At 61.4% G+C, this 25284-nt stretch carries 28 protein-coding genes; 23 read left to right on the top strand and 5 right to left on the bottom strand.

All coding sequences use genetic code 11. The features are described 5' to 3' along the window. The coding region (locus Q0M35_RS07745) for a DUF1206 domain-containing protein (protein ID WP_295313850.1) at nucleotides 1–518 on the top strand (518 nt) is incomplete at its 5' end. On the opposite strand, the gene Q0M35_RS07740 is transcribed toward Q0M35_RS07745, so the two are convergent. The 3 genes from Q0M35_RS07740 to Q0M35_RS07730 form a co-directional block, all read right to left on the bottom strand. Beyond that, nucleotides 519–1136, bottom strand: coding sequence for a DUF998 domain-containing protein (locus Q0M35_RS07740; RefSeq protein WP_295313848.1), 618 nt, complete (start codon nucleotides 1134–1136; stop codon nucleotides 519–521). Between the two features lie 90 nt (nucleotides 1137–1226). Further along, entirely contained in the window at nucleotides 1227–2174 is a 948-nt protein-coding gene (locus Q0M35_RS07735) for a YihY/virulence factor BrkB family protein (RefSeq protein WP_295313846.1), read from the bottom strand. Between the two features lie 98 nt (nucleotides 2175–2272). Further along, a complete protein-coding gene (locus Q0M35_RS07730) occupies nucleotides 2273–2947 on the bottom strand; it encodes a Crp/Fnr family transcriptional regulator (protein ID WP_295313844.1) in 675 nt (224 codons plus the stop codon). 353 nt (nucleotides 2948–3300) lie between these two features. Here Q0M35_RS07730 and Q0M35_RS07725 point away from each other — a divergent pair, with 353 nt between their 5' ends. The 11 genes from Q0M35_RS07725 to Q0M35_RS07675 all read left to right on the top strand — a co-directional run bounded on the left by Q0M35_RS07725 (nucleotide 3301) and on the right by Q0M35_RS07675 (nucleotide 10399). Continuing rightward, entirely contained in the window at nucleotides 3301–3510 is a 210-nt protein-coding gene (locus Q0M35_RS07725; protein ID WP_295313842.1) for a hypothetical protein, read from the top strand. Nucleotides 3511–3550: 40 nt separating this feature from the next. Then, nucleotides 3551–3979: a DUF4112 domain-containing protein gene (locus Q0M35_RS07720; RefSeq protein ID WP_295313841.1), complete on the top strand. Its 429-nt coding sequence runs from the start codon at nucleotides 3551–3553 to the stop codon at nucleotides 3977–3979. A 21-nt stretch (nucleotides 3980–4000) separates the two neighbouring features. Beyond that, entirely contained in the window at nucleotides 4001–4465 is a 465-nt protein-coding gene (locus Q0M35_RS07715; protein ID WP_295313839.1) for a host attachment family protein, read from the top strand. A 291-nt stretch (nucleotides 4466–4756) separates the two neighbouring features. Next, nucleotides 4757–4945, top strand: a complete 189-nt coding sequence (locus tag Q0M35_RS07710; RefSeq protein ID WP_295313837.1) for a PLDc N-terminal domain-containing protein — start codon at nucleotides 4757–4759, stop codon at nucleotides 4943–4945. Nucleotides 4946–5028: 83 nt separating this feature from the next. Further along, complete coding sequence (locus tag Q0M35_RS07705; RefSeq protein ID WP_295313835.1) at nucleotides 5029–6132, top strand: AI-2E family transporter; 1104 nt, start codon at nucleotides 5029–5031, stop codon at nucleotides 6130–6132. A 1-nt stretch (nucleotide 6133) separates the two neighbouring features. Further along, the gene (locus tag Q0M35_RS07700; protein ID WP_295313833.1) at nucleotides 6134–7675 is read left to right on the top strand and encodes a phospholipase D family protein; all 1542 of its coding nucleotides are present in this window, start codon (nucleotides 6134–6136) and stop codon (nucleotides 7673–7675) included. Between the two features lie 113 nt (nucleotides 7676–7788). Further along, a complete protein-coding gene (locus tag Q0M35_RS07695; RefSeq protein ID WP_295313831.1) occupies nucleotides 7789–8310 on the top strand; it encodes a hypothetical protein in 522 nt (173 codons plus the stop codon). Then, complete coding sequence (locus Q0M35_RS07690; RefSeq protein ID WP_295313829.1) at nucleotides 8307–8726, top strand: phage holin family protein; 420 nt, start codon at nucleotides 8307–8309, stop codon at nucleotides 8724–8726. Before Q0M35_RS07695 ends, Q0M35_RS07690 begins: the two co-directional genes overlap by 4 nt. Next, the gene (locus Q0M35_RS07685; protein ID WP_295313827.1) at nucleotides 8719–9480 is read left to right on the top strand and encodes a DUF3618 domain-containing protein; all 762 of its coding nucleotides are present in this window, start codon (nucleotides 8719–8721) and stop codon (nucleotides 9478–9480) included. Before Q0M35_RS07690 ends, Q0M35_RS07685 begins: the two co-directional genes overlap by 8 nt. A 57-nt stretch (nucleotides 9481–9537) precedes the next feature. Then, nucleotides 9538–9894 (top strand): hypothetical protein, encoded by a 357-nt coding sequence (locus Q0M35_RS07680; protein ID WP_295313825.1) that lies wholly within the window; start codon nucleotides 9538–9540, stop codon nucleotides 9892–9894. A gap of 160 nt (nucleotides 9895–10054) precedes the next feature. Next, complete coding sequence (locus Q0M35_RS07675; protein ID WP_295313823.1) at nucleotides 10055–10399, top strand: S-adenosyl-L-homocysteine hydrolase; 345 nt, start codon at nucleotides 10055–10057, stop codon at nucleotides 10397–10399. Here the strand turns inward: Q0M35_RS07675 and Q0M35_RS07670 are convergent. Together Q0M35_RS07670 and Q0M35_RS07665 are read right to left on the bottom strand one after the other, a co-directional pair. Beyond that, on the bottom strand, nucleotides 10385–11383 hold the full coding sequence (locus Q0M35_RS07670) for a phosphatase domain-containing protein (RefSeq protein WP_295313821.1): 999 nt from the start codon (nucleotides 11381–11383) through the stop codon (nucleotides 10385–10387). The two genes, Q0M35_RS07675 and Q0M35_RS07670, sit on opposite strands and share 15 nt — an antisense overlap. Nucleotides 11384–11627: 244 nt before the next feature. Next, nucleotides 11628–12209, bottom strand: coding sequence for a YceI family protein (locus tag Q0M35_RS07665; RefSeq protein WP_295313819.1), 582 nt, complete (start codon nucleotides 12207–12209; stop codon nucleotides 11628–11630). Between the two features lie 126 nt (nucleotides 12210–12335). Here Q0M35_RS07665 and Q0M35_RS07660 point away from each other — a divergent pair, with 126 nt between their 5' ends. From Q0M35_RS07660 to Q0M35_RS07610, 11 genes are all read left to right on the top strand, one after another. Next, on the top strand, nucleotides 12336–13073 hold the full coding sequence (locus Q0M35_RS07660; RefSeq protein WP_295313817.1) for an endonuclease/exonuclease/phosphatase family protein: 738 nt from the start codon (nucleotides 12336–12338) through the stop codon (nucleotides 13071–13073). 94 nt (nucleotides 13074–13167) lie between these two features. Further along, on the top strand, nucleotides 13168–13890 hold the full coding sequence (locus tag Q0M35_RS07655; RefSeq protein WP_295313815.1) for a CDP-alcohol phosphatidyltransferase family protein: 723 nt from the start codon (nucleotides 13168–13170) through the stop codon (nucleotides 13888–13890). Next, a complete protein-coding gene (locus tag Q0M35_RS07650; protein ID WP_295313813.1) occupies nucleotides 13887–15500 on the top strand; it encodes a sulfatase-like hydrolase/transferase in 1614 nt (537 codons plus the stop codon). The genes Q0M35_RS07655 and Q0M35_RS07650 overlap by 4 nt, the downstream gene beginning before the upstream one ends. Beyond that, nucleotides 15497–16402 carry a lysylphosphatidylglycerol synthase transmembrane domain-containing protein gene (locus Q0M35_RS07645; protein WP_295313811.1) on the top strand — a complete coding sequence of 302 codons (906 nt, stop codon included), beginning with the start codon at nucleotides 15497–15499 and terminating at the stop codon, nucleotides 16400–16402. The genes Q0M35_RS07650 and Q0M35_RS07645 overlap by 4 nt, the downstream gene beginning before the upstream one ends. Next, nucleotides 16399–17394 (top strand): ABC transporter substrate-binding protein, encoded by a 996-nt coding sequence (locus Q0M35_RS07640; RefSeq protein ID WP_295313809.1) that lies wholly within the window; start codon nucleotides 16399–16401, stop codon nucleotides 17392–17394. Before Q0M35_RS07645 ends, Q0M35_RS07640 begins: the two co-directional genes overlap by 4 nt. A 12-nt stretch (nucleotides 17395–17406) precedes the next feature. After that, complete coding sequence (locus tag Q0M35_RS07635; RefSeq protein ID WP_295313807.1) at nucleotides 17407–18153, top strand: ABC transporter ATP-binding protein; 747 nt, start codon at nucleotides 17407–17409, stop codon at nucleotides 18151–18153. Next, the gene (locus Q0M35_RS07630; RefSeq protein ID WP_295313805.1) at nucleotides 18154–19686 is read left to right on the top strand and encodes an ABC transporter permease subunit; all 1533 of its coding nucleotides are present in this window, start codon (nucleotides 18154–18156) and stop codon (nucleotides 19684–19686) included. Continuing rightward, on the top strand, nucleotides 19683–20726 hold the full coding sequence (locus Q0M35_RS07625) for a glycosyltransferase family 4 protein (protein WP_295313804.1): 1044 nt from the start codon (nucleotides 19683–19685) through the stop codon (nucleotides 20724–20726). The genes Q0M35_RS07630 and Q0M35_RS07625 overlap by 4 nt, the downstream gene beginning before the upstream one ends. A 285-nt stretch (nucleotides 20727–21011) precedes the next feature. Continuing rightward, a complete protein-coding gene (locus tag Q0M35_RS07620) occupies nucleotides 21012–22922 on the top strand; it encodes an OmpA family protein (protein WP_295313802.1) in 1911 nt (636 codons plus the stop codon). A 128-nt stretch (nucleotides 22923–23050) separates the two neighbouring features. After that, a complete protein-coding gene (locus Q0M35_RS07615) occupies nucleotides 23051–24715 on the top strand; it encodes a mechanosensitive ion channel domain-containing protein (RefSeq protein WP_295313800.1) in 1665 nt (554 codons plus the stop codon). Between the two features lie 103 nt (nucleotides 24716–24818). After that, a partial coding sequence (locus tag Q0M35_RS07610) for a DUF2254 family protein (RefSeq protein ID WP_295313798.1) occupies nucleotides 24819–25284 on the top strand: 466 nt, incomplete at its 3' end.

The raw sequence follows: 25284 nt of genomic DNA, 5'->3' as shown, positions 1-25284 counted from the left end.
TTGGTATTCTGGCCCTCACAACGCTTGGTGCATCGTCGGGCGGGTCCGGCGGCACGCAAGGCGTGATCGGCAAAATCATGGCCTCGCCGGGCGGTGTCTGGGCGATCGGGATCGCTGGTGGTCTTACCATGTGCGCCGCCGTTTATTACGTGCACAAGGCGGTCACCGAAGGATACCGCGACGACCTGGCTGCCAATCATTTCACCCGCAACTGGAACGAAGTTCTCAAGGTCGGCGTGCTGGGGCAGGGGGTCGTTGTCGGCATCCTGGGATTGTTGCTGGTTTATGCCGCTCTGCAAACCGATCCCGGCCAGGCCGGTGGTATGGGTGCCGCGTTCGAATGGCTGCGCGAGCAGGCATATGGCACTGTTCTTGTGACGATCCTGTGTACCGGGCTTCTGGCCTTTGCGGTCTTTTGCATGGTGAATGCGCTCTACCGGATTGTGCCGAAGGCGGCTGACGGCGAGACGAAGAACCTGGCGGCGGCGCTGAAATCTGACGACGAGGACGGCCGCTGATCAGCGGTCGGCCTCGCGCCATACCCCCACAGTAATGAGCGTAAACCACGCGGTCGCGGCGACGCCGAGGCCGCGTTCCCACGCGCCGTCCCAGCCCGTGGGCATGAAGAAAAAGACCGGGGCCGCGACCCACCAGACGATACCGAAAACCACCGAGATCCTGGCATAGCTCTCTCCCCAGTGTCGCACCCCGTCGCGCAGCGCGAAGGGCGCAATCCCGATCAGAAGGGCCAGGCCGTAGACGAGGTAAATGTGGATCACCACACCGTCGCTGTCGTTGTCGCCGTATTCATTGCGCGCGCCGATTACGATGGTCAGGGCGGCGACGATGGCGACGGCGAAGAGACCGGTCGTCCAGCGCATCCCGCCGGGATGCAGGTTAGCAAGCGCCATGCTGAGCGCCATAAGGCCCGCAGCGTACCCGTAAAACCCCAGATCCTGGATGATTTCATAGCGCCCCGCGCCCAGATCGCTGATCGTGTCGGCCATCGGATCGTGGCCGGGAACTATGATGCTGCCGGCGATATTGGCGAGGATGATGGCAGCATATCCGGTGAAGGCAAGCACCGCACAGCAGCGCAGGAAAAAGCGGTCATAAGGAGGGTAGGGGGATGTCATAATGGTCTCTGTATATGGAGTTAGAGAAGAAAAACCCGGCGCCCTGCAGGGCAGGGGCCGGGTCACCCGGTCAGGTCGGACGCCGCATGCTCAGGCAGTTTCGGCTTCGCCGAGGTTGTCGGCTTTGACCGCGTCGCGCTCGCCCATCGGCAGGTCTTTACCGACTGTGGTGTCATGGCGGGTCTGCGCTTCGGTTTCGGCATTGAGCTCGGCGCCCAGCAGCACGATGAAAGCGGAAATCCAGAACCACATAAGCAGGATCACCACGCCACCCAGCGTGCCGAAGGTTTCGTTATAAGACGCGAAATTGCCGACGTAAAAGGCAAACCCCGCGGAGGCCACAACCCACATCACACAGGCGAGAAGAGCCCCCGGAGAAACCCACGCGAATTCCGGATTATCGCGCGACGGACCATAACGGTAAATCACCGCAAGCCCGACGGTCGCCATCGCAAACAGCAGCAGATAGGCAACGATTGAGCCCAGGGTTTCGACGACGATGCCGGCATTCAGCGCGCCCGTGACGGCAGGCACCGCCATGGTCACGGCGAGACCGGTGCAGATGCCCAGAATGATGAAGAGCGTCAGGCCCAGGCGGGTGATCAGCTTTTTGAAAAAGCCGCGGGTTTCTTCCTCGTCATAAGCAGCATTGAGACCCTGTATAAGGCTCGATGTGCCCTTGGAGGCGGACCAGAGTGCTATGCCGACACCGATCAGGGCGGCAATGCCCAGCCCGCCTTCGCGCGAGCCTGCAACCTCGGTCGCCTGGTCGGTAATGATGGTGGTCACCTCCTGTGGGATCAGACCTGCAAGCTGGCCGACCTGGTTGGTGATCTGAACGGGTTCTGCGATGAGGCCGGCGATAGCGATAACGGCAGTGATGGCCGGGAACAGCGCGAGCAGCCCGTAAAACGCGATGCCGGCGGCAATCAGGCCAACGCGGTCCTGAGCGACCTCATCCTTGAGGCGGAAGGCGATGTCCTTCCATCCTTTAGGGGGAATTTCGGTGGGATCGGACGCGGTGCGGCCACGGGCCATGACATATCTCCTTTGTCGGAACGGGGTGGTCGCGAAGGACCGGTGTCATGACTGGAACGCGCATTCTGTTTGTCTGGTTCCGCGCAAAGAGCCTGCGGTCAGATCAGCGGACGCTCACGCACGTCACCCAGGTCCATGCCGGCAATATCGGCGAGTTTCTCCAGATCGTGAATTTTGAGCACACCGTTGGACCAGTTTACCAGCTGCCGGTCGCGCAGACGCTTGATCGTCTTGTTCGTATGCACCAGCGACAGCCCGAGCGCGTCCGCCAGATCCTGCTGGGCAAAGGGCATGGGCATGCGGTTGTTGGTCACGAGATCCAGCGCCTTGCCGCGCTGAAACACTTTCACGAATGCCCAGGCCACGGATTCCACCGCATTGCGCTGTCCCAGCGTGGTCAGCGTCTCGCCCATGAAATGCTCTTCGCTCGCCGCAAGCCATGTGATGTCATAGGCGCGGCGGACCGAGGATTTGAAGAAATCAAAGAAGTTTTTGCGGTTAAAGGCGCAGAGCGTCATCGATGTCGAGGATTTGACCGAGTGACCCAGCTCGCCCAGCATGGGCGCCTGCAGACCGATCAGATCTCCGGGAAAAATGAAATTGAGGACCTGGCGGCGTCCGTCCGGGGTCAGCTTGTAGCGCAGGCCCATGCCCCGCAGCACAGTAAAAATCTGCGGCGTATCGGAGGCCTCCATCAGGATTTCAGTATTGCGGTCGACGGTCAGTTCACCGGATTTGAAGTTGTTTGTTTTGCGCACTTCTTCTGCGGTCATATCCTCAAAAATCTGCAGACGGCGCAGATGGCAGTTATGGCAGTCTGTAACCAATTTTCCGGCCTCCACGATGTCGTTTTCGTCACTACAGGCCCGTGTCACCATTTGCAGGCGGGCACGCGCCGGTCCGTAAGCATACCCTTTGCCAACCGCGCGACAGGCATCTGTGTTCCATAAAAAACGCGCCGGGATCGCAGGTTTGCCGATGTGGGCCAACCGGGGCAGGGCAGGGGGCGCATCTGTGCGGTTCTGTTTATGAATTTCGGAACCGGCGGGCCGCGAGATCGTTATTTCACTGAGCCGCACGGCAATGGGCCGTCGGAAAACCAACACGTATTATCACGGAGACCATCATGAAAACCGTATCACAGACCGTAAGCTATCCTGATCTCAAAGGCTCAGAGCAGCATCTGCCGCTGAAGAACCAGCCGGGCGAAAAAGGCGATAAGGACCACGCCGAAAGCGACGCTAAGATGTCTGACGAGACCGAAAAGACAGTCGACGAAAGCGGATCGGAGACACAGATCGCAGATGCGTTCCGTGACCTTAAAAAGGACGACTGACACCGCAAAATAAAGCGCCGGCACCGGCAGGGAGAGCACCATGACACGCAGTATTTCGAGAACAGACCGTCAGAACAGACTGGACCGGCTTGACCGGATTGCATCGCGCCTTGATACGCGGTTCCGCATTCCGGTGATCGGCGTGCGGTTCGGGTGGGACAGCGTGATTGGTCTTATCCCGGGCCTGGGTGATCTGGTGACCGCTGTGCCGGGCATCTTTATGATCTATGAAGGCGCGCAGATCGGTGTTCGGCGTCGTGTGCTGCCCCGCATGGGGCTCAACACCGCGCTTGATTTTTTCATCGGCGGTGTCCCGGTGGTCGGTGATGTGTTTGACCTCTTTTTCAAATCGCACAAGCTCAATATGGCGCTGATCCGGGCAGAGGTCGCACGACCCGGTGGCCCGGGACGGCGGCCGCACAATCCGGCGGGTTTTCCCGGCAGTCGCGGCGCGGTGCATCGCAGTTAAACGAATATCAGGGAGACGGATATGTCCACTTCAGGGCTGAAACAGGGTACATGGGTTATCATCGCAGACGGGGAAAAGGTGCTTTATCTTGTGAACCGCGGCGATGAAGAGGACATGCATCTTGTCGTGCGCGAAAAGGAAACCCAGGAAAATCCGCAGGCACAGGAATGGGCCGCGAACCGGCCCGGCCGGTTTAATGACGGCCCGGGCATTCACCGCTCCGCCGTGCAGGATACCGACTGGCACGTGCTGGCAAAAGAACGCTTTGCCGATGAGATCGCGGACAGTCTCTATCAGGATGCCCATGCGGGCGCTTTCGAGCATCTGGTCATTGCGGCGAGCCGTCCGGTGCTGAGCGAGTTGCGCGACACTCTGCACCAGGTCGTCACCGACAAACTGGTGATGGATATCCCGAAAGTTCTGACCAACCACCCGCTCGATGAGATCGAGAAAATCATTGCAAAGGAGCTGAGCGACGCGGCCTGACCCGCTGTGCCCGTTCAGGTTTCAAAGCGCTCTGCTGACCGGCAGGGCGCTTTTATTATGCGCTGTGCGGGGGAGGGGAGGCCGATGGCGCTGATCCGCTCGCAGTGCTCAGGGTCGGGGTTTGTCGCCCTCTGAGGCCTGACGGTGTCTGAGAGGCGGCAGCAGCCGGCGCTGAGCCCCCGGAACGGCGCGCGATGAGGACGAATTTAAAAAAACGTGGACGTTTCGCGGGAACCTTCCGGGGCAGACCGGGTTATACCTGCAACAACACATACAGAAGAGGAAAAGACAATGGAATATGGTATTTTCGGCCTTATCGTACTGGTCCTGAACATCTACGCACTGGTGAAAACATGGACCAGCGGCGTATCGACAGGCGCTAAACTTCTCTGGACCCTGCTGATCCTTGTGCTGCCGGTCATCGGCTTCATCATCTGGTTCTTTGCAGGCCCCAAAGGCTCTTCAACCGCAACCGTGTAAACTGACGGTCTGATTTCTAAGACCGGCCCCCTGAGCGGGGCCGGTTTTTTTCTGCCGGGTCCCCGGCAAAAGGAGATTTTATCGTGTCAGACTCACTGATCCGGCCCGATTACAAAACGGTTCTTGTGATCCGTGCAGCCCAGATTTGTCTGGGCGCGGCGGCTCTTGTGTGGTTGCTGCAAACCGGCCAGCAGGTTTTTCTGCCGCTCATTCTCGCCTTTGTCGCAGGCATCGTTTTCGCCCCGCTTGCTGACACAATAGACAGGCTTGGCGCCCCTCGTGCGATCGGCGCGCTGGCCGTTCTGATGCTGGTGCTGTTCGTTTTTCTGGCACTTATTTTACTGTTTTATCCGGTTCTGGCCGGATTTATGACCCGCATCCCCATTTACTGGTTTGAGATCCGCGAAGCGCTCAGCGGCGTTCAGTCGCTGATGCAGAACCTGGCCGACGTTCAGGAACGCATGGCCGGCGTTCTGAACCCCGAAGGTGAGAGGACCGATGCCGAGAACGCGGCCGAAGTTGTGCCGGGGGCTGCCGAGCTGCTGTCATATCTGCCCTCGGTGGCAGGGCAGATGATGGTATTTGCCGGTGTGCTCTATTTCTTTTTGCTCACGCGAACGGATATGTATGAGCTGATCGACCGTAAATCCTCCCTGCTGAACCGCGAAATGCTGTGCCGTGCGGAGGCCGATGTGTCTCGCTATTTTCTCGCCATCACTTCCGTCAATGCAGCCTTTGGCGCGCTTGTTGTGCTGGTGTTGTCGGCGCTCGGGATGCCCAATGCGATCTATTGGGGTATCGGTGCTTTTCTGGTGAATTTCGTGCTGTATCTCGGCCCCACCGCTTTTGCGCTGATGCTGCTGATTGCCGGCATGGTGGTGTTTGACGGGCTGATGAGTTTCGCGCCGGCGGCGATTTATCTGACCATGAATATGATCGAGGCACAGTTTGTGACGCCAAGCGTTGTGGGCCGCCATGTTTCGGTGAACCCGCTGCTGGTTTTTGTATCGCTGGTGTTCTGGATCTGGCTCTGGGGTCCGCTCGGCGGTCTGGTGGCGATCCCGTTCATTGTCTGGATGCGTCAGCTGGGCAAGGCCGTGAATGACGTGCAGGCGCGCGAGACGGCGCGCCGCGACGACAAACAGGCCTTCGGTGCCGCAGGTACCGGCGAACCGGCGGAGATCTGACATGAGCCGGGCGTGCGACACCGAAGTGCTGGTCACGGCGGAAGAGGCATTTCCGGCGTTCGAACGGGCGGTTCTGGCGGCGCGCGACCGGATTGACGCGGGGTTTCGGGTGTTCGATCCACGGACACCGCTGATCTCGGACGAGGCCCGGGCAACAGGTGACACCTGGGCCGATCTGCTGATGCGTAAACTCGACGAGGGTGTCGCCATCCGCTTTGTAATATCGGATTTCGATCCGGTGGTGCGCCCGGATCTGCACCGTGACAGCTGGAAATCCGCCAAGGTTTTCGCCGGCATCAGAGAGCTTACCCGTAACCCCGGCAAGCTGACCGTCCGCATTTCAGCGCATCCCGCGCGGGTGGGCTGGGGGCCGAGACTGGTTCTCTGGCCCAAAGTGCAGGCGCGTCTTGCGCAGACCTGCAGCGACCTTTCCGGGCTGCCGGACGGGGTGCGCACCGAGGCGCTGCGCTGTATGCCAGGACTGAAGGGATATGTGGTGGGCGACAGCGGGTCGGTGCGCCCGCTGCGTCACCGGTTTCCGCCGATGATGCCGGTCACCCATCACCAGAAAGTCGCCGTGATCGATGATGCTGTGCTGTACATCGGCGGGCTCGATCTCGACCGGCGCCGAAATGATACCAAACGCCACGAGACCGGGGCGGCGGACACCTGGCATGACGTGCAGCTTATGACCCGCGACGCGGAACTGGCACGTGCGGCCCGTCAGCATCTCGACCGCTTTCTGGACGAATGCGAAGACCCGCGCCGGGTGGAAGCGGCCTCAGGTCTGCTGCGGACCCTGTCGGTCAGGCGCAGAGGACCCGCAAAATATCTGTCGCCCCGGATCACCGAGACCGGGTTGTTAAACCACCATCTGGACTGCATTTCCCGGGCTGAGAAGTTCATCTATCTGGAAAATCAGTTTCTGCGCGATCCGCAGATCACCGGTGCTCTTGTCAGGCGGGCAGGCGAGGTACCCGGGCTGGGGCTGCTGGTACTTTTACCTGCGGCGCCGATGGAAGTGGCCTTTGACAACGAGACCAGCCTTGATCACCGCTATGGCGAATATCTGCAAAGCCGCTGTATCAACCGCCTTGGCAAGGCATTCGGCGACCGTCTGATGATCGTATCCCCGGCTCAGAAGCGGCGCGCGGAAGCGTCAGACCGCAGCACGCTCGCAGGCGCGCCGATCATCTTCGTACATTCCAAAGTCTCGGTTTTTGACGACCGGGCGGCCATAGTGAGCTCGGCCAATCTCAACGGGCGCAGCATGCGCTGGGATACGGAACTGGGCATGGCGCTGGAGACCCCCGGGACCGTGCGCGCCCTGCGGCACAAAGTGATGCGCGCCTGGCTGCCGGAGACGGCGGGCGATGAATACCTGGCGGCAGAACCGGGCACGGTGGAGGTCTGGCGGCAGCTGGCGGAGCGTAATCGTGCCAGTGACCCGGAGAACCGTGAAGGGTTTATCCTGCCCTTTGACGCGGAACCCGCGCATGACTTCGGCACGCCGCTGCCAGGTGTGCCGGTCGAAATGGTCTGAGCGCCGGCACCGGTCGCGGTGCTGCAGCTGCAAAACAATCCTGACCCGCTGAATCTTTGGAACCAAACGGGGCTGAGCACGTTTGTCCGGCAACAGATACACCGGAGGAAACAATGACTGATTTTCCTGAAGAGACAAAAAAGAGCGAATTCCGCGATCGCATCGATCAGGCAACTGATGATGCAGCGCAGAAAGTTCGTGATGAAGCCGAAGCGGCCACCGATGCGGTGACCGCACGCGCGGAATATGAAGCCGCGACCGCCGCCAATGCCGCCGACGCTGCATCGCGTCAGTTTGAGCCGGGCAGCCTGCAGGCGCAGGCCGCGGACCACGTGGCCAACAGCCTGCAACAGGTAGCCGGCGCACTGCGCGACACTGACCTGAATGAGGCAGCGGGCAAGGTATCGCATTTTGCACGCGAGAACCCTGTGCTGTTTCTGGGCGGTGCTGCTCTGCTTGGATTTGCTGCCGCGCGCTTTCTCAAGGCGTCCGATCCGGCAACGCCGGCGCGTCGTGCAGATGACGCCGACCCCTGGACCGGTCACGTGACCGGCATTCAGCGTGCGGCCACTGTGCCCGCGAGCCCGGCAGGTCCGACCGCGACGGCCTATACCAACGGAAGGTCCACAGCATGACAGATCACCCCGAACACCCGCACGTGCGACCCGATCCGACTGACGCCCCTGCGCTGGTCAGTGATCTGATCCGCCACGGTACGCGCCTCATCGGCGACGAAATCCGCCTGGCGAAAAAAGAAGTCTCTATGAAGCTCAAAAGTGCCGTGGCGGGTATCGCCATGATCATTCTTGCAGGCTTTCTGGTGCTGTCGGTTCTGGACGTGTTGTCGGCAGCTGCTGTTGCCGCGCTTGCAGAGCTTGGCCTGCCGGTTTCCGTCTCATCACTGATTGTCGCCGGTGTCGCGATCGTCGCCGCAATCATTCTGTTTATGGCCGGCAAATCGCGTTTGAGTTCCGAGAGCCTGACACCGGATAAATCCATTAAAAATGTCCGCCGGGACATCGAGACCATCAAGGAGAACGCTCATGTCTGACAACATTCACGAGCTCGAACGCAACATTGAACAGAACCGCAGTCTGCTGGACCGCACACTGAGCCAGCTGACAGCAGCGATCTCGCCGGAGCAGATCTCCAACACCGTGGCCCGCGAAGTACAGGCCCGTGGAGGGGCTGCTGGTTCTGCCGCCATCGATATGGCGCGCGCCAATCCGGCCGCTGCCATACTGGTGGGGGTTGGCCTTGCCGCACTTCTCGCCGGACCAAAGCGTCCGACGCCCGAGGTGCCTTATGACCGGCGCGACCGCGAGGTGGTGCAGGGTCAAAGACCGGGTGATGTGCTGACGGGTGAGTTTGACCGTCGTGTGGCCGCAGCCGAAGCGGCGAAGAATTCCGAGCCCTTCGCCCCGAAAATGCGGGCGGCAATCAACAACGGTCTGGCCGAACTGCCGGAGCCCGCGCGTCGCCGTGTGCTGCAGGCACGCCGTGCCGCCATTGACGTGCAGGAGAAGCTTGACCGTCAGGCAGCGATCGCAGCGCGCAAAGCGCGCAGCTATCATTACCGCCAGCCGCTTTCAACCGGCGCACTGGCTATGGGCCTGGGAGCCTTCGTTGCTGCCATGCTGCCGCGCACGCGGCTGGAAGACGACATGCTTGGTGCAAAGCGCGACGAGCTTTTGCAACAGGCGGAATTCACCCTGAAGGACGAATTCTCACGCGCCACACAGACCGGCGAAGCGGCTCTGCGCGAAAGCGTGCGGGCCGGGTATGACCGGTTGCAGCAGCACTGACGCCTGCCGGATTCAACCCTTTGACCGAAACGAAAACCTGAAATCAGGAGAGATAAAATGAGTACGACAATTCACAGCGCCGACCCCGACACACTTGCAAATGCCGGCAAGCTTGACGAAGACAAGACAGCCCGCGACAAGGCGGCTGATACTGCCGATGCGGCCCGTGCCAAAGTAGCCGAGACCGCCGATGCCGCCCGACGCAAGGCATCTGAAGCCTCGACGCAGGTCGCTGAGAAGGCAAATGAAGTTGCGGAAAAAGCCCAGGACGTGGCCGCTGATATGCGCGACAGCCTGAATGAAGTTGGCGCCTCTGCACGTGAGATGGCGAAAGAACAGCCGTTGATGTTCGCAGCCGGCGCGCTGTTTGTCGGTGTGGCGATTGGTCTGGCGATCAACAAAAACCGCTACTGATACGCGGCTACAACAGAACTGAAAGGCACGTTCCCGCGGGGGCGTGCCTTTTTTCGTGGCTGCGGATATGAGTGAAAACGTCTCCTAAAACACTGATAAAAAGTGATATTCCGGGAACTCACCGCCCCTGTCAGGTGTTACATCAGGACAAGGAGGCCCTATGCGACGTTTCATCACCAGCACTGTTTTCATGGTTTTTGCCGCAGCGCCGGCATGGGCAGAAGACACGCCCGTCTGTATGCCGGCGGTTGAGCTCGAAGCCACACTGAAAGACTGGTACGGCGAAACGCCCGTGACCGCCGCGCAGTACAACCAGGTGCTCTGGGCCTCAGAGCGCAATGACACCTGGACGCTTGTGCAATACCGCAGCTATGATGATGCCCGTGTGGCCTGTACCCTTGCGAGCGGCGAAGACAGGATCCCCGCGTCCGTCGATCAGGCGATCCTCGCTCTGCCGGCAGAGACAGCAGAGCGCCGGATTGCACAGATTTCAGAGGATTTCTGAAGCAACTTCGGCGGGGTCCGGAAAGCGGGGCCCGTGAAACACCACCACGCCGTTTCTGCGCATCTCCGCCATCGGCCCGGTATCGGCATCGTCTGAACCGTCGTCGGTTTCGCGCAGCACGACGGCGCTGACCCGCCCCGGATAGTCATGCACGACACCGGCATAGATTTCGCTGTCCTTCTGACCGGTATCGCCCAGCAGAACGGTAGTCAGCCCCGGGTGCGCTTCCAGCAGCTGGCGGATGCTGCCGCCTTTATGGCTGCCATGTCCTTCGGTGATCAGCTTGGTGTCGCTCAGGCCCAGATCGCGCAAAAACATCGGCCCGCGCGTCAACCCGGTACGCTCGAATATCATGTCCAGAAAAGCATGCATATTCCAGGGGGATGAGCTGACATAATAAACAGGGTTGCGCCCGTTGCCGGACAACCCGGCGATGAGACTGCGCGCGTCTTCGTGGATCTCGCGCGAGAGTACGCTGCCGGTGAGCGACGTCCACAGATTGCGCACCAGCGACCAGGCGTTGGTTTTCAGCACGGTGTCATCAATATCTGATATGATCATCAGCTCGGCGCTGGCATCGGGCACAAATGCATGGTTGACGGCAGAAACACCGTAATCGGGCAGATTCACCGTGACCTGTGTCCAGCCCGTGGTTTCAGGACGCGGCAGGGTCAGGGTGTAATATCCTTCTTCGTCGGTGACCGTGGTGACGCCACCGGACTCTGCCGTGACGCCCGCGACCTCATCCGTCATGAACAAAGACAGCATGTCACGGAAATTCGATACCGGCCCGGTGTCGGGCCGCGCCGCGCGCTGCCGTGACTCCGTCAGAACCCGACCGCGCAGGATCAGGTGCTCGTGGGTGCTGTAACCCATATAAGGGTCGATGACGCGCGTCCCCGCGGGATCCGGTTTCAGCCGGTCTGTCAGGCGTTCGCCTTTCAGGGCAAGTCTGTGAAAGATTTCTCTGGCAGTTCCGCGCACGGGCACAGGCTCCTTATCCGGGACACCGGCACCCGCCAGCGCAGTTCACTCGTTGGCAAACGCACAGACCGCGCGCAGAGTTCCGGATCTCACGGTCGGAATTGAATATAACATAACATGTCTTACAGGCATACGCCTGTCAGTATCCGTGGGGTCGCATCAAGGGCACAGGTTTTCGAGTCCGACGGACTGTTGGCAGGGAAGACTGACACCGGACGCGTTCGTTTTCTACCGGGCTCTCAGCTCACTCCGTTTTCATCGCTTCCGTCTCGATGTTAATCTGCAGCTCATCCCCGACGAGACCGTTGGCGACACCATAATCCATTCCGAAATCGCTGCGCTTTATGGATGTTGTCATCGACAGGCCGAGTACTTCGCGCTTGTGCCCGAAAGGGTATGGCGCAACCTTGTTGAGGGTGACGTTCAGGGTCACCGGGTTGCTTTGCCCCAGCACCGTGAGATCTCCGGTGACGGTTCCGGTTGTCTCGCTGTCGGCAGTGCCGCCGCTGGCTGTAAAGGTGATTTCCGGATGTTGCGGGACATTGAGGAAATCGCGATTGCGCACATGGCCGTCTCTTGCCTCGTTGAAGGTATTCACCGAGCCTGCATCGATTGTGACGCTGACCTCTCCGAGCTCCTGTGTCTGAGCATCATAGAAAAAACCCCCTTCAACCTGAAGGAAAATCCCGAGGACCTTAGAATACCCGATGTGATCTACGGTGAAATATACGGCAGTATGTTCGGGATCGAGTTCGTAACGGGCCATATCTGCGTGAGCCCCGGCCGCGAGCACGCTCAGGATTGCGGCTGAAATAATGGTGCGCATGATGTCTCCTCGCATGTGCTTTGCGGATGACGACGGTCCGGGAATGACGATCACGGTCCGTTTGTATCCGCGTATTAACCTGGATAACGGATAACATAGAGCGTGATGTCGCCGGGCGGTAATAAAATGATGAAGGTTCAGAAAATCCGGTGCGCGACGTGGAATATCCACCGCGCAAAGGGCACGGATGGCACCGTGGATGCCGCGCGCGTCCTGAGCGGGATCGAAAGCCACCTCGCGCCGCTTGATCTCGATGTCCTGGCCCTTCAGGAGGCCGATGAAGAAACACGCCCGCACGCGCGGATCATCGATGTTGAGCGTATTACGACGCTGACGGGGCTCGACTATGTGCATAAGGCCCCGGCGCTGAGGTGGGGGCCCGACAGTGACGGGTTTCTGGGCACCGTCCTGTTTCTTGGCCCGCGGCTGCGCCGGACGCATGAGGACGTGATCGACCTGCCGGGTCATTGTCACCGCGGGGCGGTATCGGTCGAAACGGTGTGTGACCGGCGCCCGCTGCGCATCATGTCGACGCATCTGTCGCTGTCACAGCCTTTGCGGATCGTCCAGATGCGGACGCTCGGGCAGTATCTGCGGCGGCGCCCGCGCATGCAGACCATCTTTCTTGGTGATTTCAACGAGTGGCGGCCCTGGGGCGGGTGGATGTTCCATCCCCGTCTGGTCGGCACGGCCCTGCGCGGCCCGGCAAGGCGTACCTTTCCCAGTACGCGGCCATTGTTGCCGCTTGACCGTATCCTGACCGATGCGCCCGGCATTGTGGAATTCGCAGAAGCAGTCAGCGCGCCCGACCTGGTGCGGGCATCCGATCATCTGCCGTTGCACGGTGTTGTCATGATCACGTGAATGTGTGGACGGCGCACAGTGGTATATGCGTCAGGATCCTGTCGCCAGGCCGGATCCGTGCTCTACTTGTTTATGACCACGCTCGGGAAACCCAATGTTCAGAAGTGATTCACAAACTGCGGTAAAGACACTGACAGGCCAGCCGCCACTTGGCAGCCTGACAGTGGCAGCCGGTAGTCTGGCGGCAGGTCTGACCGTGCTTTGCCTGGCCGCCGGCACCCCGGTCCTTGTGACACTCTTCATCTTCGCGGCTGTCCTCGTTTTGATTGTCCAGGGTCTTGTGCATCATTATCCGCACCGGGATCTCGGATTGTGCAATGTGATCACTCTGGCGCGGGTGGCGATGGTCGCTTTTCTCGCGGGGGCGGTTTCTGATCAGGACGTGTCGGTCTGGATTGTTTTCAGCGTGGCAACTGTTGCCTTTGCGCTTGACGGCCTTGATGGAGTTCTGGCGCGACGATCGGGTCTCGTCTCGGATTTCGGCGCGCGTTTCGACATGGAAACGGATGCGGCCCTGGGGGCTGTGCTGGCGCTCCGTCTGCTTCTGACCGACAGTGCCGGGCCGGAGATTCTTATACTCGGCTTCATGCGCTATGGCTTTGTGCTGGCCGGACTGATGATGCCGGCACTGCGGGCGGAATTACCGCAGTCGCTGCGGCGCAAAACCATCTGCGTCGTTCAGATTTCCGCGCTGATCTTCCTGCTCTTTCCCGCATCACGCGCCGGTCTGATGCTGCCCGTCTCCGTTGGTGCAGCGTTACTGCTGACCTGGTCTTTTGCCGTTGACGTGGTCTGGCTGCTGAGGCGCGCGCCATGAGACGTGTTCTTTTGCCCGCGCTTGCGGCAGTGCTGATTTTTGGCGTGCTGGTCCTGCCTAACCATCCTGGCACAATGACCCTCAGCGCACTGAACCGCTGGCCGCTTGAGCTGCCTGTGCTGCTGATGCTTATGGTTGCGGTCGGGCGCTACCGGGGCGTGACCTGGGGTGTGGCACTGGTGCTGCTGGTGACGGTGTTCATCAAACTGGCGGATTATGCGATGTTCAGTGCCTACAACCGGACATTCAATCCGATCCTCGATACCTTCCTGATCAGGTCGGGGCTTTCGCTGCTGCGCGACAGTATCGGTACGACGATGACGGGTGCGGCAGTGATCCTGACCGTGGTGCTCATGGGCGTGCTCTTTATCGCTCTGCAGCGCAGCCTTGGCATCTGGGCGCATCTGAATTTCCCCAAAGCTTACCGGGTGACGGCGTTGGTTGCGGCAATCGGGTTCGGGGGCTGGGCCACAGCCGATGCGGGCCACCATCTGAACTACTGGACGCTGGATCGCAGCCCGCCGGGAACCGCCTTTACGTCGCGGCTGACAGTCAGGCGCGGCGCGGAGCTGCAGGAGACGGCGACCGATCTGGTCCGGTTTCGTGAAGCGGCAAAATCTGACGCATATGCCGGGGCGACCGGGCTTCTGGACCGGCTTGATGGCCGCGATGTCATCCTGATCTGGATCGAGAGCTACGGACGCGCGAGCTTTGACAACCCGCTTTACGCCCCGACGCATCTGGCCACGCTGCGCGCCGCGCAGGAGGACATTGCGCGCTCGGGTCAGGCCATGAAAAGCGGCTGGCTCACCTCGCCCACCGCCGGGGGGCAGAGCTGGCTGGCCCACGGTGCCCTTGCCAGCGGTCTGTGGACCTCGGACAACGGGCGCTACAATGCGCTTATTGCCAGCGGCAACAAATGGCTTTTCCATTTCGCGCAGGAAGCCGGGTATCGCACCTCCGCTTTCATGCCCGCGATCACCCTGGGTTGGCCGGAAAGCAGTGCGATGGGGTTTGAGCAGATCTTTGCGGCGGCGGACATACCCTATAAAGGCGACCGGTTTCGCTGGGTGACCATGCCCGATCAGTTCACGCTGGCGACCTATCCCACGCTCCTTGAGCCCGATCCCCGGCCGGACTTCATTCAGATTGCGCTCATTTCATCGCACGCCCCCTGGAGTCCGATCGCCGACATGGTGCTCTGGGAGGCCGTGGGGGACGGCACGGTGTTCAATCCCATGGCAGCACGCGGGCCAGAGCCAAAGGCGCTCTGGAAAGATCGCGATGCGGTGCGCGACGCTTACCGCCGCTCGGTTGATTATGCTCTGACAGCAACGTTTTCCCATGTTGCGCGGCTTGGTGATGCAGCACCTCTGGTCATTGTCGCAGGCGACCATCAGGCAGCGGGATTTGTGGCAGGCAGCGAAAACCGGGACGTCGCCGTCCATATGATCGGTCCGGATGAGGTGCTGAAAGCGATCGGCCACTGGAACTGGGCTGACGGCCTGATCCCTGCGACGGACGGGCCGGTAAGACGGATGGACAGCTTCCGGAATGACTTTATTGACGCATTTACCGGCCCCGTCAGATCGGTGATGGTGTCGCAATGATCTCGCCTGCACTCAGGTTTGCCGTCTCTGTGATCTGCCTTGGCATCTTGCTGTGGTGGACAGATGCGGCCGGCGTCCGGGCGCGTCTGCAGGGTGCAGACCATGTATGGACCGGACTTGCGCTGCTCGCCGTGACGGCGGCCACATGGTCGATGGCGCGGCGCTGGCAGATGTCGGCGCGGGCACTCGGGATCGAGATAAGCTTTGCAGGTGCGCTGCGCGAATATTACCTGGGGCAACTGGTCAACAGCACACTGCCGGGCGGCGTTGCGGGCGATATGGCGCGTGCGCTGCGTCTGCGACATGATGCCGATCTTACGCGCGCGGCGCAGTCGGTGATGGCTGAACGGCTGCTCGGCCAGATGGCCATGTTCGCGATCGCTTTTGCAGGATTTACCGCGGCACTGGCCCTGCCGGGCGGACCTGACTGGCCTGGCGCATTCCGGGCCGTGCCCGCCGGTATCGGAGTGTGTGCTGTGCTGGCTGTGATCCTGTCCCGGACCTCCGGTCCGGCCGGCCGGTTCACGCGGCTGATCATACGCTGTCAGCGTCAGCCGGAGATGCTTCTTCACGCCCTTGTCACACCGGTCTGCCTGATCTTTGGCTTTTACGCCTGCGCGCGTGCCACCGGCACGCTGATCCCCGCCGCCGGCTGGGCGACGCTGATCCCGCTCATTCTGAGTGCCATGCTGATCCCGTTATCTGTTGGCGGCTGGGGCTGGCGCGAAGGTGCGGCCGCGGCCCTGTTTCCGCTGATCGGCGCATCGGCCACCGCTGGTGTTGCTGCTGGCGTGGCCTACGGTGCGGTTGTTCTGATCGCGACATTCCCGGCGCTGCCTGTCCTGTTCCGGCGGCACGTCCCGAAGACTCTTCCAACCAAACGGAGTTCACACCCGACATGACATATCCAACTCACCTTAACCGTCGTTTCTTTCTGCAAACCAGTGCGGCCGGCGCCGTTGCCGCAGCAACCGGGCTGCCCGCACAGGCTGCCGGTCTGCGGGCCGTGAATTTTCAGCTGTCCTGGCTGCATTCGGTGCAGTTCGGCGGCAGTTATATCGCTGCCAGCAAGGGTTACTGGTCCGATCTCGGGCTTGATGTTTCACTGGCGCAGGGCGGGCCAAACGCCCCGGTTGAGCCGCCGGTGGTCTCCGGCAATGCGCTGGTCGGCATTTCAGCGGCAGACTATACCGCTGCTGCCGTGTCCGAGGGTGCTCCCTTCAGGATCATCGCCGTCGCCATGCAGAAAAACCCCTTCGCGATTGCCTCGCTTGCCGGAAACCCGGTGAACACGCCTTCCGATCTTGTCGGCAAAAAGATCGGTATGGCCGTTGCCAACACGCCGGTGCTGCAGGCGCTCTGCACCCTTAATGACATCGACATCAATGCGATTGAGATTGTGCCTACGCAATATGACCCCGCCCCGCTGGTGAGCGGTCAGGTCGACTGCCTGCTGTGCTGGGAGACGGATCTGCCCGTGGCGATGAGCGTGCAGGGGATCGACAATACCACCATGCTCATGGCCGATCACGGCTATGCTGTGCATTCCCAGACCTATATCGCGACCGAGGACGCGCTGGCCACCCGCCGTGATGATCTTGTCGCCCTGCTTAAGGGAGAGGTGATGGGCTGGAATGATTATCTTGCCGATACCGATGCTGCCGCTGAACTGACGATGGAAATGTTTCCTGACGCCGGTCTCGATCTGTCGGCGCAAAAGCTGCAGGCCGCCCGTCAGGTGCCGCTGATGTTCTCTGATCTGACTGCGGAGTACGGCTTTGGCTGGTTCACGGACGAAACGGTTGCGGCCAATATCGAAACGCTGGCCTTGCTGGGCCGCGAGGTCTCCGCTGACCTCTGGGACCGCTCCCTGCTTGAGGAGGTGCATGGCTGAGGGAAGGGCATCATGGCCTCTGCAAGCATCTGCTGTGACGCGGTAAGCAAAAGGTTCGGCCGGACAGAGGCGGTCGCGCCCTTCTCTGCCACCCTCGCGGCCGGTCAGACCACAGCGCTTGTCGGGCCGTCGGGGTGCGGCAAGTCGACAATTCTGCGCATGATCGCAGGGCTTGAGGCGCCGGATACCGGTACCATCCGGCTGGGCGGGGAAAGCCCGAAAGACCTTGCCCGGCGCGGCGCCCTTGCCATGGCGTTCCAGGACCCGTCTTTGCTCCCCTGGCGCACAGTCAGATCAAACATCGCGCTCGGGGCCTGGCTGGCGCGCCGGCCCGCCGGCAATCTTGATGCGCTGATCTCCATGGTCGGGCTTGACGGTTTCGCAGACCACCGGCCGGCTGAACTCTCAGGTGGCATGCGCCAGCGGGCGGCAATTGCGCGCGCTCTTATCTCAGATCCTGAGGTTTTGTTGCTGGATGAACCTTTCGGCGCGGTCGATATGATTACCCGCAGCCGGTTGAACGCAGAGCTGCCGCCGCTCTGGCGCGCACGCAACGCCACGTCGGTGCTTGTCACCCATTCGGTTCAGGAGGCGGTTCTGATTGCAGACCGGATCATTGTGCTGTCGCCACGCCCGGCGCGGATCGTCGCCGACCTCCCGGTGGACCCCGCTTGCAGGGACGCAGGCCAGGACCCCGGCACCCCCGTCTTTCACGACATGACCGGGAAAGTTCTCGCAGCACTCGAAGGCAGCATGTGAATGACGCGTCTGCGACGGCTTGCCGGGGTCCTGGCCGGGCTGATCATCTGGGAAGCGGTTGCGCGCGGGCTTCCCGGGAGCGTTCTGATCAGCGGGCCGGTTCCGATGGCCTTACACTTTTATGAGCACGCCGGCCTGATCACACGCGCCGCACTGGAAACCACGTCAAATGCGGTTCCGGGCTTTTTCTGGGGCAACCTCGTGGCGGTTGCGCTGGCGGCGCTGGTCGTCGTGGTGCCGCGGACTGAACGCGTTGTGGCGGCTCTGGCACTTCTGGTCTTCTGTATCCCGCTTATCGCCAGCGGCCCCATCCTGCGGGTCCTTTATGGCCCCGGAGACGGCCCGCAGATCGCCCTGGCCGCTCTGGCTGTATATTACACCACCTTCCTTGCCATGCTGGTCGGTCTGCGCGCAGTCCCGCAAAGCTGGACGGATCTTATGGCGGTTTACGGACGCGGGAGGTTTGACACGCTGATCAGAGTGCGCGCGCGCGCCAGTCTGCCATATCTCTTTGTCGGATTGCAGATTGCCGCGCCTGCTGCCTTTCTGGGCGCCATGATCGGAGAGTTTACCGGGGCGGAGCGCGGCCTCGGCGTTCTGACGCTGCGCGCGATGCGGGGCCTGCAGATCGACGCGACCTGGACGCTTGCGACCCTGACGGCGGTGATCGCCATGATCGCGTACCGGTTTTTCGGCTGGCTCGGACAAAAGCTGGTCGGCTACAGGCCGGTCATCCTGCTGTCAGCGCCGGGCGCAAAGACCGCCCGGTCGCTCCCGGCGCGCGCGGCAGAGCTCGTCGGAATTACACTGCTGGTTCTGATCCTGTGGCAGGTGTTGATGGACGGGTTCGGCCTCAATGCCTTTTTTGCCAAGCGACCGGCGGATGTTGCCTTATTCCTGGCCGATGCGGCAAACCGCGAAGTACTGCTGTCTGCGCTGGGGGAGACATTGTCGTTCACCTTGCCGGGCTATCTGGCGGGGCTTTTGCTCGGGGCCGGGCTGGCGGTTCTGCTGGTCCTGTCACCGCCGCTGTCCCGCGCGGCCATGCCCGTCGCAATCGCCCTTCGGGCCGTGCCGATCATCACCACCGCACCACTCCTCGTTCTGGCCTTCGGACGGGGCGCGGCGGGTACCGTTATCATCGTTGCCGTGATGATCTTCTTTCCGACCCTCGTGGCCTGCCTGCAGGGGCTGCGTCAGACCCCCGGTCAGATCTTTGATGTGTTCAACAGCTACGGCGCGGGCCGCTTCCGTCTGCTCAGCGCGGCACAGATCCCCGCGATGCTGCCGGCTTTCTTTGCATCGGCGCGCATGGCGGTGCCATCTGCTCTGCTGGCTGTCACGACCACCGAATGGCTGGCGACCGGACGGGGCATTGGCGTTCTCATGGCCCTGACGTCGAGCACATCAAACTATAATATGCTCTGGTCCTGTGTGGTGGCCCTGTCCGTGGTGGCGGTCATTTTCTACGCCCTGGTGGCCATGTGTGAGCGCGCGGTGCTCCGCGTCTATGCCAGCGAGCAGGTGGCATGACCAGAGCTGTCTTCGCAATCCCGGGTGACAAGAACCGGCGCACCGGCGGGTTCATATACGAAGCAACGGTTCTGCGTGTTCTGAACGAAATCGGGTGTACAACGGCCCATCTTCAGCTGCCGGACAGCTTCCCGGACCCGACAGCAGCCGATATGGACCAAACACTGAACCTGCTCAGAGCCGTTCCGCCGGATCAGCCGGTTATACTTGACGGCCTTGTCTTTGGCGCCATCGACCCCCGGGGACTTGCCACAGTGCGCGCGCCGGTGATCGCGATGATCCATCACCCGCTCGGCCTTGAGAACGGTCTTGCCGCGGATCGTGCCGCGTTCCTGATGCGTAATGAGGCCGCCGCGTTGCGCCACGCCGCCCGTGTCATCGTTCCAAGCGCGGAGACGGCACGCATCCTCTGCAGTCAGTTCGGCGCTTCGGCAGACCGCATCACGATCGCGCCACCGGGGTTTGATCGTCCGGCAGTTGATCCGCAGCCAGCCGATCCGCCTCTGATCCTGTCTGTCGGGTTGCTGGCCCCGCGCAAGGGTCACGATGTGTTGCTCAACGCGCTGGCGGGTATTGCCGATCTGCCCTGGCGTGCGGAAATCGTGGGCAGGGCCCATGATCAGGCAACTGCCGATGCGCTTTACGCTCAGGCCCGCGCACTCAGGCTTGAACCCCGCGTGCGCTTTGCCGGCGAAGTTGGTCCGAAGGCACTCAGATCACTCTACAACGAGGCATCGGTTTTCACGCTGGCCACGCGGTATGAAGGCTACGGAATGGTCCTGAGCGAGGCGATGATGTACGGACTTCCTGTGGTCTCATGCGCCACGGGAGCAGTACCCGATACGGTCGGGGACGCCGGCATCCTCGTACCCCCGGACGATGCGGAGGCATTCGCAACCGCGCTGCGCCACATTCTCACAGATCCGCACGAAAAACGGCGGTTGGCCGACCTGTCAGCCCGGCGATCAGCGACCCTGCCCCGCTGGCGCGACACCGCTGAGATTTTTTCCGCAGTCATCTCGGGTGTCAAAGGTGCCTGAAACGCTGTCTTTCTGGCGCGTTTTGCTCGTGCAGATTTACGGGCCGGATAATCCAGGGCATCTCTGATCTCTGCCCGGTATCACGTCAGACTCCGGCGTCGTCAGGGCGGCCTTGTCGCGCTGTTCAGAGCTTCCCGCAGCCCGGCTCAGGACCTCAGGCGGCCAGGCAGTCTGCCGCCTGGCGGGCACCCGCCCGCCCCCTGCTGTCGGAACTTTTCATAAAGCGCCTGCGTTTCAGTGGCAAAGAAGTGCCGCACAATCCGACGGCGCAATGGAGTTTGTACAATGACCAAGGCTTTTCGTTCCTCAACCGCAATTTCGCTCTGCCTCGTTTTGCTGGTGCCCCAGCACGGCATCGCCCAGAGCGCTGAGGGCTCGTTCCCCTGCGTAGCACCCGGCGGCGAAGAAGTGACCGACGCCACGGCACTCTCTCAGGCGCTGACCGAATACATGACTGCCGACAAGGAAAAGGGTGGCAAGGATAAGGATCTGACCTGTGACAACGCCGCGCTGACCGCGGCCATCGCCGCTGGCGGCGCGCCGCTGGCCACGGTGATTGCAGAAGCTCCCGCCAACCGGCAGGCCGCTCTGAAAAACGCGATGAAGGATGCGCCCGCCCAGGCGTCAGAAGCTGCACCTGTGGCAGAAGCAGTACCCGAAGCTGCGACAGAAACCCCGGCGGAGGCCACAGCCTCGGATGAGACTGCACCCGCAGCCGAAACACCGCCCGTCGCTGAAGCCCCCGCCGCCGCTGAGCAAGCCCCCGCTGCAGAAGCTGAGGCTGTCGCTGTGGCCCCTGCTGAAGAAGCACCGGCCGAGAATGCGGAACAGCCTGCAGAGAGTGAGGTTGCGGCAGAAGAGGCCCCCGCGCCGGCAGAGACCATAACCGAAGCTGCTCCGGCAGAGGAGCCTGTAAAACAGTCACCTGCTGAGACGGCTGAGGCAGCGCCGGAAACACCGGCTGAGACACCGCAGACCGCTGAGGCGGCAACCCCTGCCCCGGCAGCCGTGGAAGAAACGCCCGCAGAGGCACCGGTCGAGGTTGGCGAAGCGGGCGGCGAGCAGCTGTCCGATGAAGAGCGCCAGGCACGGGCTCAGGCGCGCGCCGATGAGGCCGCCCCGGCCGCCGCTGCCGCTGCCGCCGCCACCGACGACAGCGAGGTCATGGCAGAAGCTGAAACCGAGACCGTGACAGAAGCGGATGTGCGCACCAGCGACGAAGATTTTGACACGACTGTTTCAGGATCGGCTGCGGCATCTGCTGCTGCTGCGCCTGCCGCAACCGCACCTGCTGCTGACAAAGACGACGGCCTGTCCAAGTTCGAGAAAGCGCTCGTTCTGGGCCTCGGAGCGGCGGTGGTCGGATCGCTGCTGAACAACGGTGACCAGGTCGTTTCAAATTCCGGCGACCGCGTTGTCGTTGAACGCGACGGCGAGCTCAAAGTGCTGAAAAACGACAATGAACTGCTGCGCCGTCCGGGTGCCGAAGTGCAGACCCAGACCTTTCAGGACGGCTCTGCCCGCACGGTTGTCAATTACGAAGATGGCAGCCAGATCATTACCGTTCAGGCGGCTGACGGGTCGGTTCTGCGCCGCAGTCTGATCCGGGCTGAGGACGGGCGGGAGGTTGTGTTGTTTGATGACACGGCCAGCGTGCAGCCGGTGAACTTCTCCGAGCTTCCGACGCTTGAGCAGGTGCAGCCACAGCAGACCAACGTGGCCCTGACCGACCGGCTGGCGCTGGAAGAAGCACTGCGCCGGTCGCTGACAACGGATGTGAACCGCACGTTCTCGCTGCAACAGGTGCGCGAATACAAGCGCGTGCGCGCTCTGGCGCCTCAGATCGAGCTCAGCAACGTTACCTTCCGCACAGGATCCGCGGCCATCGATGCCAGTCAGGCCGAAGCGCTGGCAGATCTGGGCATCGCCATCCGGTCGATCGTGCGCGAAGACCCGTCCGCGGTATTTCTGATCGAGGGCCACACCGACGCGGTGGGCAGCGCGAGCAGCAATCTCGCCCTGTCGGACCGGCGCGCGGAAACCGTGGCGCTGGCGCTGACTGAATATTTTGGTGTGCCGCCACAGAACCTGATCACGCAGGGCTACGGTGAAACGGATCTCAAAATCCGCGTCCTGAGTGATGAGCGGGCGAACCGCCGCGCTGCTGTGCGCAACATCACCGGTCTGCTGAACTGACCTCGACACGCGACGCTGCCGGGCACAGAAGTGTGTCCGGCAGTCTCCAACCATCTGTTATCGCAGATCAAAACCACCCCGAAAACTGCAATGACGGAACTTCCTTCGGCGCTGCGCGTTGGTGGTCTATGTTTAAGATCATACTGACCGCCTTCATTGCCTTTCTGGCATTTTCCGCACCGGGTGCCGCACAGACCACAGATGACAGCTGCGATCTCACGCGCTGGTTCTGTACCGACACCCTAAACGAAGGCATGACGACGGAACCCCGTTTCGCCGAACGCGACACCCCCCGCGCGACAGTTGAGAGCCTGCTCTTTTTCGCCCGCAACCAGAGCTGGGACGAGGCGGGTCACCTTTTTGATCTCTCAGAAATCGCGCCGGAGCAGCGCGGCATCATCGGTGCTGAACTTGGCCGCAAGTTCGAGACGGTGGTCTCACGCAAAGCGATCATTAACTGGGAAACTCTGGTAGACCGGCCCGACGGGCTCGACGCTCAGGCCAATTCCAAGGAGCCGATGTCGGGACAGCCGCGCAAGTCACTGCTGCTCTGGACAATCGATCTGGACGGCAAACCGGTCACCATTCGCCTCAACCGCATCAAGGCAGACGGCGAGGCTCCGGTCTGGGTCTTTTCCAAACAGACCGTGAGCAGCATTGATGCACTTTATGAACGCTACGGTCCTAGCAAATACGAAGACATGCTCCCCGCCGGGCTGCGCGAGAATGCGTTCTTCGGACTGATGTGGTGGGAAGTTCTGGCGTTACCGTTGCTGATCTGTGCGGCGGCCTTTGCCGGGCGCATGACGTGGCTTTTCTTCGGCTTTTTGTCCCGGCGCATTTCTTCGGAGGTTGTAAGCGACGTGTTCACCGCCGTCCGCGGCCCGGCGTCCACGGGCGCTGCCACCGGCATGGCGCTGGCCTTTGCGTCAAATGTGTTTGTCTTCTCGGGACAGATCACAACGGTGCTGACCCCTGTGGGCTGGCTCGGACTGATGGCATCGGTGCTGTGGCTCGGCGTGAATGCGGTGGAAGTCGTGCTCGACCGGCTCACGGAGTTTGACGAGACCGATCTGACCCAGCGCCAGGAGGCGCATACCCGCACCATGGCCACCCGCGTCGCTGCCGCGCGCCGCGCGTTTGTGGTGATCGTGGCTCTTGTGGGCGGCGGGTTCTTTCTGTCGCAGACAAATATTTTCCAGAACCTCGGCCTGACCCTGCTGGGCACGGCTGGTGCTCTGACACTGGTCCTGGGCTTTGCCGCCCGCCGGGTGCTGGGCAATATCATGTCCTCGCTGCAGATCGCGCTCAACCAGTCGGCGCGCATCGGCGACCGGATCGTCTATAAAGACTATCTGTGTCACGTGGAGCGCATTAATTTTACCTATGTGCAGCTGCGCGACTGGGACGGCACACGCCTCGTGGTGCCGGTCGAAGAGTTCGTCTCCACACCTTTTGAGAACTGGACGATGAAAGAGCCCGAGATGCTGCGCATCATCAAGATCAAATGTTCGCATGCCGCCGATGTCGACGAACTGCGCGAGGCTTTTCACGAGATCATCACAGAGCTTGACGACGAGGAACTGGGCGATCTGGACAACGTCAAAGTGCGTGTGGCGGGGCACGATGTCTTTGGCAAAGATGTCTGGTTCGCGCTGCCCTGTGCAGATCCGAATACATCCTGGGACATGGCCTGCAAAGCGCGCGAAAAAATCCTTGCGTTCGGCACGCGGCTTGAACAGGAAAACGATGTCGTTATTTTCCCCAATGCACAGGCAGCTGAGGCGGCCTGATCATTAACCGGTCACTGATCACGGTAAAGCTTGTGCTGCATTCCGAAAGGGCGCAGTCATTCTGCACCGGCGGGAAAGATCCGTTCGCAACGAGGGTATAGACATGTCGCGGATCAGCTGGATGTTTCTGATCTTCCTTAGGTATTACCGCAATCTCGGCCTGCGCGTGTCGCTTTATGCGCTACTGTCGTGCATTGCAGCTTTCGCCAGCCCGTTTGTGGTGCGCTATCTCAGCGCCACGACGACCGATGTGCTGGATTTTTCCTCGGTCATACCGGTACTGACGATCCTTGCCTCCTCGATGCTCGCCGTATCGACATTCTCGCTCAACATCATGGTGACGGCCCACCGTGCGGCGGCAGAGACGACAACCCCGCGCATGCACCGGCTGCTGCTGGAGAACACAACGACGCAATCGGTGCTGGCCACATTCATCGGCGCTTTTGTGTATTCGCTGGCCTCGATCATTCTCTATCAGGCCGGATTTTATTCCGATCAGGCGGCAATCGTGGTGATGGGTGTCACCATTGTGGTGGTGGTGCTGGTGGTCGTGTCGATGCTGCGCTGGA

The sequence above is a fragment of the Roseobacter sp. genome, from assembly GCF_024639605.1.
Taxonomy (GTDB): domain Bacteria; phylum Pseudomonadota; class Alphaproteobacteria; order Rhodobacterales; family Rhodobacteraceae; genus Roseobacter.
Note: the sequence above shows the minus strand (reverse complement) of the source record. Positions and strands in the feature narration are given on the sequence as shown.

Bases quoted from the DNA above. Each gene is read 5' to 3' on its own strand.
- Q0M35_RS07740 (WP_295313848.1), bottom strand. From the start codon at position 1,136: ATGACATCCCCCTACCCTCCTTATGACCGCTTTTTCCTGCGCTGCTGT.
- Q0M35_RS07735 (WP_295313846.1), bottom strand. From the start codon at position 2,174: ATGGCCCGTGGCCGCACCGCGTCCGATCCCACCGAAATTCCCCCTAAA.
- Q0M35_RS07730 (WP_295313844.1), bottom strand. From the start codon at position 2,947: ATGACCGCAGAAGAAGTGCGCAAAACAAACAACTTCAAATCCGGTGAA.
- Q0M35_RS07725 (WP_295313842.1), top strand. From the start codon at position 3,301: ATGAAAACCGTATCACAGACCGTAAGCTATCCTGATCTCAAAGGCTCA.
- Q0M35_RS07720 (WP_295313841.1), top strand. From the start codon at position 3,551: ATGACACGCAGTATTTCGAGAACAGACCGTCAGAACAGACTGGACCGG.
- Q0M35_RS07715 (WP_295313839.1), top strand. From the start codon at position 4,001: ATGTCCACTTCAGGGCTGAAACAGGGTACATGGGTTATCATCGCAGAC.
- Q0M35_RS07710 (WP_295313837.1), top strand. From the start codon at position 4,757: ATGGAATATGGTATTTTCGGCCTTATCGTACTGGTCCTGAACATCTAC.
- Q0M35_RS07700 (WP_295313833.1), top strand. From the start codon at position 6,134: ATGAGCCGGGCGTGCGACACCGAAGTGCTGGTCACGGCGGAAGAGGCA.
- Q0M35_RS07695 (WP_295313831.1), top strand. From the start codon at position 7,789: ATGACTGATTTTCCTGAAGAGACAAAAAAGAGCGAATTCCGCGATCGC.
- Q0M35_RS07690 (WP_295313829.1), top strand. From the start codon at position 8,307: ATGACAGATCACCCCGAACACCCGCACGTGCGACCCGATCCGACTGAC.
- Q0M35_RS07685 (WP_295313827.1), top strand. From the start codon at position 8,719: ATGTCTGACAACATTCACGAGCTCGAACGCAACATTGAACAGAACCGC.
- Q0M35_RS07680 (WP_295313825.1), top strand. From the start codon at position 9,538: ATGAGTACGACAATTCACAGCGCCGACCCCGACACACTTGCAAATGCC.
- Q0M35_RS07675 (WP_295313823.1), top strand. From the start codon at position 10,055: ATGCGACGTTTCATCACCAGCACTGTTTTCATGGTTTTTGCCGCAGCG.
- Q0M35_RS07665 (WP_295313819.1), bottom strand. From the start codon at position 12,209: ATGCGCACCATTATTTCAGCCGCAATCCTGAGCGTGCTCGCGGCCGGG.
- Q0M35_RS07660 (WP_295313817.1), top strand. From the start codon at position 12,336: ATGATGAAGGTTCAGAAAATCCGGTGCGCGACGTGGAATATCCACCGC.
- Q0M35_RS07655 (WP_295313815.1), top strand. From the start codon at position 13,168: ATGTTCAGAAGTGATTCACAAACTGCGGTAAAGACACTGACAGGCCAG.
- Q0M35_RS07650 (WP_295313813.1), top strand. From the start codon at position 13,887: ATGAGACGTGTTCTTTTGCCCGCGCTTGCGGCAGTGCTGATTTTTGGC.
- Q0M35_RS07645 (WP_295313811.1), top strand. From the start codon at position 15,497: ATGATCTCGCCTGCACTCAGGTTTGCCGTCTCTGTGATCTGCCTTGGC.
- Q0M35_RS07640 (WP_295313809.1), top strand. From the start codon at position 16,399: ATGACATATCCAACTCACCTTAACCGTCGTTTCTTTCTGCAAACCAGT.
- Q0M35_RS07635 (WP_295313807.1), top strand. From the start codon at position 17,407: ATGGCCTCTGCAAGCATCTGCTGTGACGCGGTAAGCAAAAGGTTCGGC.
- Q0M35_RS07630 (WP_295313805.1), top strand. From the start codon at position 18,154: ATGACGCGTCTGCGACGGCTTGCCGGGGTCCTGGCCGGGCTGATCATC.
- Q0M35_RS07625 (WP_295313804.1), top strand. From the start codon at position 19,683: ATGACCAGAGCTGTCTTCGCAATCCCGGGTGACAAGAACCGGCGCACC.
- Q0M35_RS07620 (WP_295313802.1), top strand. From the start codon at position 21,012: ATGACCAAGGCTTTTCGTTCCTCAACCGCAATTTCGCTCTGCCTCGTT.
- Q0M35_RS07615 (WP_295313800.1), top strand. From the start codon at position 23,051: ATGTTTAAGATCATACTGACCGCCTTCATTGCCTTTCTGGCATTTTCC.